The sequence below is a fragment of the Flavobacterium sp. WV_118_3 genome (genome assembly GCF_039778605.1).
Taxonomy (GTDB): Bacteria; Bacteroidota; Bacteroidia; order Flavobacteriales; family Flavobacteriaceae; genus Flavobacterium.
The window spans coordinates 426,528-439,542 of the sequence record NZ_CP156060.1 but is presented as its reverse complement, the minus strand read 5'-3'; the positions used below and the strand labels follow the sequence as shown (position 1 = coordinate 439,542).

General features: G+C 42.5%; 13 protein-coding genes. 9 read left to right on the top strand and 4 right to left on the bottom strand.

All coding sequences use genetic code 11. The annotated features are described in order from the left end of the window. Nucleotides 1–10: 10 nt before the first annotated feature. From ABFU83_RS02015 to ABFU83_RS02000, 4 genes are all read right to left on the bottom strand, one after another. A complete protein-coding gene (locus ABFU83_RS02015) occupies nucleotides 11–682 on the bottom strand; it encodes a TonB family protein (RefSeq protein ID WP_347068508.1) in 672 nt (223 codons plus the stop codon). Nucleotides 683–694: 12 nt separating this feature from the next. Then, nucleotides 695–976, bottom strand: coding sequence for a putative quinol monooxygenase (locus tag ABFU83_RS02010; RefSeq protein WP_347068506.1), 282 nt, complete (start codon nucleotides 974–976; stop codon nucleotides 695–697). A 191-nt stretch (nucleotides 977–1,167) separates the two neighbouring features. Beyond that, complete coding sequence (locus ABFU83_RS02005) at nucleotides 1,168–2,136, bottom strand: zinc-binding dehydrogenase (protein ID WP_347068504.1); 969 nt, start codon at nucleotides 2,134–2,136, stop codon at nucleotides 1,168–1,170. A 65-nt stretch (nucleotides 2,137–2,201) separates the two neighbouring features. Further along, nucleotides 2,202–2,771 (bottom strand): Crp/Fnr family transcriptional regulator, encoded by a 570-nt coding sequence (locus tag ABFU83_RS02000; RefSeq protein WP_347068503.1) that lies wholly within the window; start codon nucleotides 2,769–2,771, stop codon nucleotides 2,202–2,204. A 158-nt stretch (nucleotides 2,772–2,929) separates the two neighbouring features. On the opposite strand from ABFU83_RS02000, the gene udk reads away from it, so the two are divergent. The 9 genes from udk to ABFU83_RS01955 all read left to right on the top strand — a co-directional run bounded on the left by udk (nucleotide 2,930) and on the right by ABFU83_RS01955 (nucleotide 12,932). Then, on the top strand, nucleotides 2,930–3,538 hold the full coding sequence (gene udk, locus ABFU83_RS01995; RefSeq protein WP_136403358.1) for a uridine kinase: 609 nt from the start codon (nucleotides 2,930–2,932) through the stop codon (nucleotides 3,536–3,538). 22 nt (nucleotides 3,539–3,560) lie between these two features. Next, nucleotides 3,561–3,908 (top strand): septum formation initiator family protein, encoded by a 348-nt coding sequence (locus ABFU83_RS01990; protein ID WP_230979000.1) that lies wholly within the window; start codon nucleotides 3,561–3,563, stop codon nucleotides 3,906–3,908. Nucleotides 3,909–3,917: 9 nt separating this feature from the next. Next, nucleotides 3,918–5,282, top strand: coding sequence for a methylmalonyl-CoA mutase subunit beta (locus tag ABFU83_RS01985; protein WP_347068501.1), 1,365 nt, complete (start codon nucleotides 3,918–3,920; stop codon nucleotides 5,280–5,282). 42 nt (nucleotides 5,283–5,324) lie between these two features. Beyond that, nucleotides 5,325–7,448 carry a methylmalonyl-CoA mutase gene (gene scpA / locus ABFU83_RS01980; protein WP_347068499.1) on the top strand — a complete coding sequence of 708 codons (2,124 nt, stop codon included), beginning with the start codon at nucleotides 5,325–5,327 and terminating at the stop codon, nucleotides 7,446–7,448. Between the two features lie 111 nt (nucleotides 7,449–7,559). Further along, the gene (locus ABFU83_RS01975) at nucleotides 7,560–8,036 is read left to right on the top strand and encodes a hypothetical protein (protein WP_347068498.1); all 477 of its coding nucleotides are present in this window, start codon (nucleotides 7,560–7,562) and stop codon (nucleotides 8,034–8,036) included. 168 nt (nucleotides 8,037–8,204) lie between these two features. Beyond that, the gene (locus ABFU83_RS01970) at nucleotides 8,205–9,338 is read left to right on the top strand and encodes a methionine aminotransferase (RefSeq protein WP_347068496.1); all 1,134 of its coding nucleotides are present in this window, start codon (nucleotides 8,205–8,207) and stop codon (nucleotides 9,336–9,338) included. Nucleotides 9,339–9,405: 67 nt separating this feature from the next. Beyond that, nucleotides 9,406–9,798: a hypothetical protein gene (locus ABFU83_RS01965; RefSeq protein WP_347068495.1), complete on the top strand. Its 393-nt coding sequence runs from the start codon at nucleotides 9,406–9,408 to the stop codon at nucleotides 9,796–9,798. Nucleotides 9,799–9,883: 85 nt separating this feature from the next. Then, nucleotides 9,884–10,729, top strand: coding sequence for a DUF3347 domain-containing protein (locus tag ABFU83_RS01960; RefSeq protein ID WP_347068493.1), 846 nt, complete (start codon nucleotides 9,884–9,886; stop codon nucleotides 10,727–10,729). Between the two features lie 4 nt (nucleotides 10,730–10,733). Next, nucleotides 10,734–12,932: a multicopper oxidase domain-containing protein gene (locus ABFU83_RS01955; RefSeq protein WP_347068491.1), complete on the top strand. Its 2,199-nt coding sequence runs from the start codon at nucleotides 10,734–10,736 to the stop codon at nucleotides 12,930–12,932. Nucleotides 12,933–13,015 lie beyond the last annotated feature (83 nt).

Sequence of the window (13,015 nt, the reverse complement as noted above, 5' to 3'; positions counted from 1 at the left end):
AAAAACAGACTTAGTCGTTAAATACAATCGATGTGGTAAAATTCACCCGTACAAAACTTCCGCGCTGAATACCGGGTTGCCAACGCGGCATACTTTGGATAATCCGAACAGCTTCTTCATTTAAAGCACTATTCTCACTTTCCATTACTTTTACATTGGTAACGATTCCATCATTATCGATTGTCCACATTAACTTTACTTTACCCGAATGTCGTAAAGTACTCTTTCTTACGGCTTTTTCGATAAAACTATGCATCCCCTGCTTTCCCCCGTAAAATATTGGTCGCAACTCCTGAACACCAAAAAAAACTTTTCGCCTCTTCTCATCGAGAACTTCTCCATTATCCTTTACTACTTCAGTTAGCTTATTCCCTTTATCTACTATCGTTACCGGACTCCCTTTTAAATCTTCGTAAAAGGTATACCCTTTCGTTTCTGTGTTATAGGTAAGCACTAAATCATCTTTAAAATAGTACTCGATAGTAGACACAAAAACATCGTCTTCGGTTTTACCGACGATTGTAATACCTCTTTCTGTATCGAACAATTTCCAGACCCCCTGTTTCTTTCCGTCTTTATCCAAACGGTTAATTGCTTCCCCTTCATAATTAACAGCACTTTGCGCAAAAGCCCCCATTCCAACCAGTACACATACGGTTAGCATTTTTAATTTATTGATCATAAAAAATTTAGATTATAAAGGTTGATACCGATTGATTTCGCTTTGTTCCAACCATTCTGTTGCTTTTTGCTGAAAATCCAAAAAGTGTGTGGTTTGCATATGCGCATCGATTGCGGCTTTACTCTCCCAACATTCATAAAAAAGAAACTCCAACGGATTATTCGTGGAAATATGCAATCGGTATTCTTTACATCCGTCTTCCTCTAACGATGCTTTTACCAATTCCTGCAATGTCGCCAAAACCATTTCCTGGTATTCCGCTTTCGCCCTAAGTGTGGCCACTATAGTGATCATATATCTTACTATTTAATTTTTTCGCAAACATCGGATATTTTTTCAAAATGTAGCTCACGAAACATCTTGTTTCTTTTCTCTTTCCTCCTTCCTCTTTTCTCCTTCCTCTTTTCTCTTTCCTCTTTTCTCTTTCCTCTTTTCTCTTTCCTCTTTTCTCTTTCCTCTTTTCTCCTTCCTCTTTTCTCTTGTTTCTACCCAACAGCAATCACCAGTCGCTTTCCGGCATCAATCGTTTTGTTCCAATAGTTATGAATTTCGGCTAAGGGTGCTACTTCGGTTGCAATCTGTAATTTCCCGGCGGACGCCAGTTGAAATGCCTCCGGCAATACTTCTGCTATATATAATTTCATTTCACTTTCGGAAAGACTCCCGATGCCCGATCCGAGAATTTCAATCGCCGTACTGCGCAATACATCCGATCGCAATACAATTTCCTCTCCCGAAATACTGCCCACCGTTACGATTTTCACCGGATGCGTATAACCACCTTTGCCTTTTAATGCCTGAAGTAATAACTCCACCGAATGGCCCCAGATATAATCGATCACAATGTCGATCGGATTTTGCTGCTGAATCGCCTTTAGTTTTTCCACGATAACGGCATCTTCATTTTGTAGCGACACGATTTCATCCGCGCCTAAAGTCCGTAGTTTTTCCAGAGAATCCGTATTCCTACCCGTAGCGATTACCTTCGACGCGCCGTAATGTTTGGCCAATTGCACCGCCACTTGTCCGGTTACACCCGTCGCACCGTTGATCAATACAACTGCACCGGGACGGATTTTGGCACGAAACACTAATGCCATCGCCGATCCGATGACCGCATTGGGCAAAGCCGCCGCCGTTGCTACATCAATATTCGAAGGGAGTACAAGGTATTTATCTTTGTGGATCAGCGCTTTTTCGGCCAGCATTCCGCTAATTCCCTGGGCGTAGACTAAGGTTCCGTCGGCCAGCGTTCCCACGCCGTCAAAACCAACCACAGTCGGTAGTTGCGTATAACTGGCGTAATGCTTTCCGCTGGCGCGTAGTTTGTCCAGATTTTTGACCGATGCGGCTTTCACATCGATAACGATTTCATTTTCGTTTTTGGGTTGTGGATCGGCGAATTCGGCATAAACCGGAACCGTTCCCAATTGTGTTAAAACAGCTGCTTTCATCTTTTTATTTTTAGACAAAATTCCGGCAACCGACTGTAGTAAAACGATAACAATTGTTAAGATCGTTACTTGGATTTTGCTGTTTTATTCCGGATACGACTCAGCGAAACGGCCGTTATTCCGAGATAGGTCGCGATATAATGTTGTGGAATCCGTTGGAAAATATCCGGATTCTTTTGTAAAAGATTGCGATACCGCTCTTCGGGTTTATCCCGCAAAAACGACAGCAAATGTTTCGAATAATAGATAAACCGCTTTAAAATATAGTGATCAAACCAGGCTTTAAATTCGGCATCCTCTTCCCATAACTGCTCAAAACGTTCTTTTTCGAGCACATAAAGGACGCTTTTTTCAAGGCTTTCCAGATAAAAATCACTCGGCTGATTCGTAAGCACACTTTCCAATGAAGCCACCAGACTTCCTTCGAAAAAAAACTGATTCGTAATTTCCTTACCGTTATTGTTCATCCACAAACGCAGGCAACCTTCTTTTATAAAATAAATCCGACGCGCTTTTTCGCCTTCCCCGAGTAAAGTCACCCGGGCATCGACCGTAATCAATTCAAGTTGGTACTTTTCGGCCAGGTAAAGCATCATCTTCCCTGCCGTTACATCGTCCTGAATCGTTATCGCCATACTTTTGTCGTTTCTAAAGTTTTAAAACAAAGCTATTTAAGTCCGATGCAATTTATACCGGATCTGAATAATCTAACTATAGCATAAAACTAAAAAAAATAAACCCCACTTCCTATTAATTATTATTTTTGCGGTGATAAAAAACAACAAAACTATTTATGCTTATAATTGGTATTGCCGGAGGAACTGGTAGTGGAAAAACGACAGTAGTCCATCAGATTATGAATGAATTACCCGAAACCGAAGTAGGGATTATTTCGCAGGACTCCTACTATAAGGCCACCCACAACCTCAGCTTTGATGAGCGAGCGCTTATCAACTTTGATCATCCCAGAGCAATTGACTTTGAATTATTGGTAAGCCATCTAAAAGACTTAAAAGACGGTAAAACCATCGAACAACCGGTATATTCGTTTGTAACGCACAACCGAACCGACGACACCATCGTAACACATCCGCGTAAAGTAATGATTGTAGAAGGAATTTTAATCCTGACCAATCCGGAATTGCGCGATATGTTTGATGTAAAAATCTTTGTACATGCCGATTCCGACGAGCGTTTGATCCGTCGTTTAAAGCGTGACATTGCCGAGCGTGGCCGCGATATGGAAGAAGTATTAAACCGCTACCAGTCGACATTAAAACCGATGCACGAACAATTTATCGAGCCATCGAAAGCCTATGCCGACATTATCATCCCGAACGACAAGTACAATACGGTAGCTATCGACGTGGTGCGTGCGGTGATCAACCAAAGAATATCATAATTTATCGTTACCTTTATAAGCCATGAAAAAAGCATTCGAAAAAATAGTTACCCAGTATCCTTTCCTGAAAATATTCGGGAACCGCTATGTATTGGTGAGCCTTTTTTTTGCGATCTGGATGCTGTTTCTGGACAACTACTCTTATCTGGAACACCGCGTTCTGGACAAGGAAATAAACGAACTCGAAGACAATAAAAAATACTATCAGGACGAGATTAAAAAAGACAGCGAAAACATCAAAAAGCTGAAAAATCCGGATCAGATTGAAAAGTATGCCCGCGAAAAATATTATATGAAACGGGACAAGGAAGATATTTATATCATCGAGTTTGAAGAAGATGTGCCCGAAGAGGACACAAAATCACTTTAATTTTGCATTATGAGCAACAAACTGTTTACGGATTTTGAGGCGGTATCGTCCAAACAATGGAAAACACAGATTCAATACGAATTAAAAGGAGCCGATTACAACGAAACCCTGGTTTGGGAAAGCCCCGAAGGGATTAAAGTACGTCCGTTTTATCATATTGATGAAGCTGCGGAGCCTTTAGCTATTCCGACCGAGGTATCCGGATTTAAAATCGTACAGAATATTTTTGTACACGATCTGGAAAAATCGATTGCACGCGCGAAGGAAACCCTATCCCGCGGTGCCGAAAGTTTGCGTTTTACATTAGAAAATGAAAAAGTCGCTATCGAAAAGCTATTGACGTCGCTTCCGTTGGAAACCACTCCGGTGTATCTGAATTTTCATTTTCTGGACCTTCCGTTTATCGAGAAGATCAATGGTATCGCTAAAAAGCACAACGCCACTATTTACCTGCATGTGGACCCGATCGGGCAACTGGCTCAGGACGGTAATTGGCATAGCAACCTCGACACCGACTTTAATACGTTAAACGATATTGCGTTAAAATGTACCAACCTGAATTTTCTGAGCATCAACAGCAGTTTGTATCAGAATGCCGGAGCCAATATCGTACAACAGCTGGCCTATACGCTTTCGCATGTAAACGAATATTTTAACCGGATGGTTACGATCGGTTCACCGGTAACACTTCAGGTAGCCGTAGGAACCAACTACTTTTTCGAGATTGCCAAACTACGCGCCCTTCGCCTGTTATTTACTACGCTGGCAAAAGAATACGACCACAAACACGAGTGTCATATCATAGCCGTACCGACAAAACGGAACAAAACCCTTTACGATTATAACGTCAACATGCTTCGAACCACCACCGAATGTATGAGTGCGATTTTGGGTGGTGCGAATTCGGTTTCGAATCTGGCTTATGATGCGATTTATCATAAAGACAATGAGTTTGGCGATCGTATTTCGAGAAATCAATTATTGGTTTTAAAACACGAAAGCTATTTTGACCTGGTAAACAACCCGTCGGACGGTGCTTATTATATTGAATCCCTTACGAATCAGTTAGCCGAAAAAGCCCTTACCCTATTTAAGGATATTGAAGCCAACGGTGGTTTTATCACTCAATTAATCGAAGGTACCATTCAACGAAAAATTGGAGAAAGCGCCAAAAAAGAACAGGAATTGTTCGACAATGGTAAAGAAATCCTATTGGGAACCAACAAATACCCGAACAAAGAAGACCGTATGAGTCATGATCTGGAACTGTATCCGTTTGTAAAGGTAAACCCGCGCAAAACGTTAATCACGCCAATCATCGAAAAACGACTGGCCGAAAAACTGGAACAGGAACGATTGGAAACCGAAAAATAATACGTTTACCGGGCGCATCAGCATCATAACAGCAGCTTTGAAATGAGAAAAAATATTCAACATATAACTTTAGACAATTCCAGAACGCAGGCGGAAACCGTTAATGTGGCGACCACTGTCAACGCCGAAGGAATTGAAATCAAACAAACCTATTCCGAAGCCGATCTTCAGGATCTGGAACATCTACACTTCGGAGCCGGATTTGCACCCAATTTGCGCGGACCGTATGCGACCATGTATGTACGCCGTCCCTGGACGATCCGTCAGTATGCCGGGTTTTCGACCGCTGAAGAAAGTAATGCTTTCTACCGTCGAAACCTTGCCGCCGGACAAAAAGGACTATCGGTCGCTTTTGACCTGGCCACACACCGCGGTTACGACAGTGATCACGAACGTGTAGTAGGCGACGTCGGAAAAGCCGGTGTAGCGATTGACAGCGTAGAGGATATGAAAATTCTTTTCGATCAGATTCCGTTAAACGAAATGTCGGTTTCGATGACAATGAATGGTGCCGTATTACCCATTATGGCCTTTTATATTGTAGCCGCCGAAGAACAGGGTGTGGAAGCAAAACTATTATCCGGGACTATCCAAAATGACATTTTAAAAGAATTCATGGTGCGGAACACTTATATTTATCCGCCAACACCATCGATGAAAATCATAGCCGACATCTTTGACTATACCAGTAAAAAGATGCCGAAATTCAACTCGATTTCCATTTCCGGATACCATATGCAGGAAGCCGGAGCCACAGCCGATATCGAGTTGGCCTATACTTTGGCCGACGGATTGGAATACATCCGAACCGGATTGGCCGCCGGAATGAAAATTGACGAATTCGCACCGCGTTTATCGTTTTTCTGGGCTATCGGTATGAACCATTTTATGGAAATCGCCAAAATGAGAGCCGGACGAATGCTTTGGGCTAAATTGCTAAAACAATTCGATCCGAAGGATGATAAATCCCTTGCCTTGCGAACCCACTGTCAGACTTCCGGATGGAGTTTAACCGAGCAGGATCCGTTTAACAACGTAGCGCGTACGGCAATCGAAGCCGCCGCTGCCGCTTTCGGAGGAACACAATCGCTTCATACCAATGCATTGGATGAGGCAATTGCTTTACCAACAGATTTCTCGGCACGTATCGCTCGTAACACTCAGATTTTCCTTCAGGAAGAAACCAAAATATGTAAAACGGTCGACCCCTGGGCCGGTAGTTATTATGTGGAAAGTCTGACGCATGAAATCGCACAAAAAGCGTGGGCGTTAATCGAAGAAGTAGAAGAATTGGGCGGTATGACAAAAGCCATCGAAGCCGGAATTCCAAAACTGCGTATCGAAGAAGCCGCTGCACGTAAACAGGCGCGTATCGACAGTGGGCAGGATATTATTGTGGGTGTAAACAAATACCGACTTGAAAAAGAGGATCCGTTACATATTTTAGAAGTCGACAATCAGACCGTTCGAAAACAACAGATCGAACGTTTGGATCATATTAAAGCCACCCGTAATTCCGAAAAAGTACAGGAGTGTTTAGCCAAGCTAACCGAATGTGCCAAAACCGGACAGGGGAACTTATTGGAATTGGCCGTAGAGGCTGCGCGAAACAGAGCCACCTTAGGTGAAATCAGCGATGCACTCGAATCGGTTTTCGGAAGATATAAAGCACAAATCAAATCCTTTAGTGGCGTGTACAGTAAAGAAATTAAAAACGACGAAAGTTTTGAAAAAGCCAAGCAGTTAGCCGATGCTTTTGCCAAATCCGAAGGCCGTCGTCCGCGTATTATGATCGCCAAAATGGGTCAGGACGGACACGATCGTGGTGCCAAAGTAGTAGCCACCGGTTATGCCGATGTTGGTTTTGACGTCGACATTGGTCCTTTATTCCAAACGCCGGCCGAAGCAGCCAAACAAGCTGTAGAAAACGACGTTCATATTTTAGGGGTATCCTCACTGGCAGCCGGTCATAAAACACTGGTTCCACAGGTGATTGAAGAACTTAAAAAATACGGACGGGAAGATATTATGGTGATCGTGGGTGGTGTTATCCCGGCACAGGATTACCAATATTTATTCGACAGTGGTGCTGTAGCCGTTTTCGGCCCCGGAACAAAAATTAGCGAAGCCGCCATTAAGATCCTTGAGATCCTGATGGACGCTTAACCATACAAAGCCAACCTTAGGGTTGGCTTATTTTTTGTATATTGTATGCTATACCTTATTACTACACCTGACAGGTTTTGAAAACCTGTCAGGTGTAAAATCTTCTACGCCATGAAAACATTAGTTCCACTTGAATACAATAAATACTATCACATTTACAATCGCGGCATCAACAGTTGCGCCCTATTTCGGAAACATGAAAATTATGAATACTTTCTAAAGTTATACGAACATCATATCGATCCCATTGCCGAAACTTTTGCCTGGTGTTTAATGCGGAATCATTTCCATTTTATTGTTCGGATCAAAAACACTACTGAAAATATATTCTTAAACCCTATTTTACCTTCACAGGCATTTTCCAATTTATTTAATGCCTATACCAAAGCGTATAACAAAAGCCAAAACAGGCATGGTGCTTTGTTTGAACGTCCTTTTAAAAGAAAGGAAATCAATACAATCGATTACTTTCTAGACAGTGTTGTTTATGTACACAACAATCCAATCCATCATAATTTATGCAAGCATCCGGCGACCTATCTTTGGAGTTCGTACAAAACCATTTTATCTGCTAAAAAACAAAACTAAAACGAGAAATGGTTCTCAAATTTTTCGGAGGAATTGAAAATTTTAAATATATTCATCAACTGAAAAATCAAAACCTCCCGATCGATGGTATTTGGGGGATTAATTCGTAATACCGCTACACCTGACAGGTTTTAGAAACCTGTCAGGTGTGACAACAACAACAACAGCATGTCAAAACTCCCTCATATCGGTACCAGTATTTTTACGGTAATGTCGCAAATGGCCAACGAACACCAAGCCATCAACCTGTCGCAAGGCTTTCCCAACTTTCCGGTTGACGAACGACTAACCGCCATTACGGCTAAACTGGCCTATGAAAACGTACACCAATACACACCAATGGCCGGTCATAGTGGCTTATTGGACAAAATAACGCGACTGACATCTGTTTCTTATAATCGGAATATAAACCCGGCAACCGATATGGTCGTGACTGCCGGAGCGACCGAAGCTATTTTTGCTACGATCCAGGCGTTGGTCAACCAAAACGAGGAGGTCATCATTCTCGATCCCAGTTACGATTGTTATGAAGCACCGATACTCCTAAGCAATGCCCTACCCGTTCGCGTGGCTTTAAACGACGATTATACGCCCAACTGGGAAGCCATCGCATCCCGAATGAGCGCCAAAACCAGAATGTTGATCATCAATAACCCGCATAACCCGACGGGCAAAATATGGTCGGAAGCCGACTTTATACAGTTGGAAAAGCTGTTGGAACTCTATCCGGATGTCATTTTGCTTTCGGATGAGGTTTATGAATACATCACCTACGAGCAACCGCATATTTCGGTTAACACCCGAATCAAACTCCGTGACAAAAGTGTGATCATTTCTTCATTCGGAAAATCACTGCACATCACCGGTTGGAAAATCGGTTATGCCATCGCTCCGGAACACCTGATGCGCGAAATCAAAAAAGTACACCAATTTCTTGTTTTTAGCGTAAACAGTCTGTCGCAAGCGGCCATCAGCGAATATCTCAATGTTGTTGATTTTAATGAAATCGCAACAATGTACCGTCAGAAAAGGGATTATTTCCGGGAATTGATGGGCCAAACTCCTTTTGAACTCTTGCCTTGTGAAGGCTCCTATTTTCAGGTGGCTTCCTATGCTTCGTTTTCCAAACAAAACGATATCGATTTCAGTAAAGAACTGATCACCCGATATGGTGTGGCTACCATTCCGATTTCAAGCTTTTATGCCGATGGAAAAGATCTGAAACTGGTTCGCTTTTGTTTCGCCAAAGACAACAACACGCTGGAACAGGCGACATTACGATTGCAAAAAGTAGCCTTCTAGATCATTTTAACAGATTATTAGGGCTACAGTCTTATTAATTCGATAATTTTGAACAAGATTTATTCCGATGAAAAAGTTTTTGGTAAGCCTTTTAATGCTGCTGTATTTAATTCCTGCTGTAGGAGTTAATCTTTCCGCGCATTTTTGTGGTCAGGAACTTGCTTCGATCCATCATTCGGTAACCGATACGGACAAATGTCTTTGCGGGATACAACCGATGAAAAAAAGCTGTTGTGAAGACAAACAACTGCAATTTAAAATCAACGATAATCAGCAGAAAGCCGAATTATTGTCGCCAAAATTCAGTAATCCATTTCACGTTCCGTTTACGATTCCTGCGATACTGGAATTAACTTTCGTCTATCCAAGAAACGAAAACCGGAATCATTCATTTTACAATCCACCCGAACCTTATTATAAGCAGGACATTTACCTGCTCAACAACGTATTGCGAATTTGATTTTTAGAATTTAACCGACAGAACCGGCCATTTGCGTCGGCTCTATGCATTACACCAAATTCATTAATTCAAAAATTTCAATACCATGAAAACCTTCAAAAATATATTTTTGGCATTTGTTGCTACCTTCTTTTTTACCGGATGCGACGCCCAGATTAAAAATCAAAAAACCGAAACCGTTAAAGTGTACGGCAATTGTGGGATGTGCAAACGTACCATCGAAAAAGCCGCTAACGAAAAAGGCCTTGTGAAAGCCAATTGGGACATTGACACCGACATGCTTACCGTTACTTATGATCAGACCAAAACCAATACCGATGCTATTTTAAAAAAGGTCGCCTATGCCGGATACGACAGTGATCTTTTCCGCGCACCGGACGAAGCCTATAAAAACCTTCCGGAATGTTGCCAGTACGACCGACCGGTAAAAGCAATGGCGGTAGCGAACAACCATTCCGAACATCAAGGGCACAACATGGCCGATATGTCACAAAACAACGACGTTTTGAGTGCGGTTTATACCAACTATTTTGCGGTTAAAGATGCCCTTATCAAATCGGATGGCAAAACAGCCTCCGCCAAAGCAACCGCGTTGAATAAAGCCATTACTGCTGTTCCGATGGGCCAATTAAAACCGGCACAACATACGATCTGGATGAAAATTCTAAACGAGTTGAAAACAGATGCGGAACATATTGCCGAAACCAACGATGTAAAACACCAGCGGGATCATTTTGCTTCCCTTTCCGAAAACTTGTACACACTGGCAAAATCGGCTACAAATGGCAATACGATTTACTATCAGAAATGCCCGATGTATAACAACGGAAAAGGCGCGTTTTGGTTAAGTCAGGAAAACACCATCAAAAATCCTTATTACGGTTCCGCCATGCTAAGCTGTGGCAGTACGGTTGAAACCCTAAAACCGTAATCCGATGAAAAGTCTGTTATCACTTTTTATAGTGTTTTTTACGGCAAACAGTTGGTCGCAAAATGTCAAAGAATACGATCTGTATGTTTCAGATACCATCGTAAATTATACTGGTAAAAAAGTAAAAGGAATTGCCATAAACGGCAGTATTCCGGCACCAACCTTACATTTTACCGAAGGCGATACCGCTGTGATCCGCGTACACAACAAAATGCACCATGAAACCTCCATTCACTGGCATGGCTTACTATTGCCCAACGAACAGGATGGTGTTCCGTATCTGACCACCGCTCCGATTAAAGGGATGGGTACGCATACGTATAAATTTCCGATCAAACAAAGCGGAACCTATTGGTACCATTCGCATACGATGCTACAGGAACAAAACGGAATGTATGGCGCTTTTATCATCCATAAAAAAGAAGAAGTCCCAATGCCCGAATATACCATGTTGCTAAGCGACTGGACCGATGCCAATCCACATGAAATTGAACGTTCCTTACACAAAGCCAACGATTGGTATGCCATTAAAAAAGGAGCGACTCAAAACTATGCTGAAGCCATTGGTAAAGGACATTTTAAGACCAAACTGACCAATGAATGGAAACGCATGCATGCAATGGATGTGAGCGATGTGTATTACGAACGCTTTTTTGTAAATGGAAAAACCGAAGACCAGGCTCCGCAATTTAAACCCGGTGAAAAAGTACGCGTACGTGTGATCAATGGTAGTGCTTCGACCTATTTCTGGATCAATTATGCCGGTGGAAAAATAGACGTGGTTGCCAGCGACGGTATGGATGTGCAACCCGTTCCGGTGGATCGTTTTATTGTGGGCGTATCCGAAACCTACGATATTATCGTTACGATTCCCGAAAAAGGCAACGCTTTCGAACTGGTTGCCACTGCCGAAGATCGTACCGGTCAGGCATCGCTATGGTTGGGAAGCGGTTTAAAGCAATTGCAACAACCGTTACCGAAATTAAAGTATTTCGAAGGTATGAAAATGATGAACGACATGATGACCGTTGGCGGTACTATGAAAGACATGGGCATGAACATGAGCCTACAACAGATGGACATGAATGCCGTGATGTATCCCGAAATAACAGGAAAAGAACAACCTAAAAAATCCACTGCCATGCCCGAAATGTCACAACACGATCACGGGCAACACGGCAACACCAATCCGGATATCGTAACATTGAATTATACCATGCTGAAATCACCGGTAAAAACAAACTTGCCGGAAGGCCCGGTTCGAACCCTGCATTTTGAACTTACCGGGAACATGAACCGTTATGTGTGGACGCTAAACAACAAAACCATCTCCGAATCCGATAAAGTACTGATTAAAAAAGGAGAAAACATCCGTATCGTCATCACCAATAATTCGATGATGCGCCATCCGATGCATTTACACGGTCATTTTTTCAGAATCCTAAACGGACAAGGCGATTATGCGCCGCTTAAAAATGTACTCGACATCATGCCGATGGAAACCGACACGATCGAATTTCACGCATCGGAAGAATATGGCGATTGGTATTTTCATTGCCATATTTTATACCATATGATGGCCGGAATGGGACGCATCTTTACCTATGAAAATTCACCTCCAAATCCGCAACTACCCGATCCGAAAAAAGCACTAAAGATGGTTTATAATGACGACCGCCGGTATTATTTTTCTGCGGAAGTCGGCTTGGAAAGCAACGGTAGTGATGGAGAAATGCGATTGGAAAACACGCGAAACTTTTTTGATGTAGAATGGCGTTTGGGATTCGACAAAAAATCCGGTTATGAAACCGAAGCCCATTTTGGACGTTATCTGGACAAAAATCAATATTTATCGGTCTATACCGGATTTGACTTTCGCTATCACAACAGTCTGGAACGAAGTAAAAATCTATTCGGACAAATGAGTACACAAGACCAACGTGCCGTGGCTTGTATTGGAATTATCTACCAACTTCCGTGGCTGGTCAATGCCGATATGCGACTGGATCATGAAGGAAAAGCCCGACTACAGTTTACCCGTAAAGACATCCCGGTAACCGAACGGCTCCGCTTATGGGGATCCTGGAACACCGACTTCGAGTATAGTGTGGGTTCCCGTTATATTTTGACCAAATACTGGTCGTTATCGGCTCATTACGACAGCGATATGGGATTGGGCGGTGGTCTGGTTCTAACCTATTAAAAAAAGCGGATTGTAACAATCCGCTTTTGTAACCAATTGCATTTATTCTATTGTAGAAACACTATTACTATGCATGCATAATA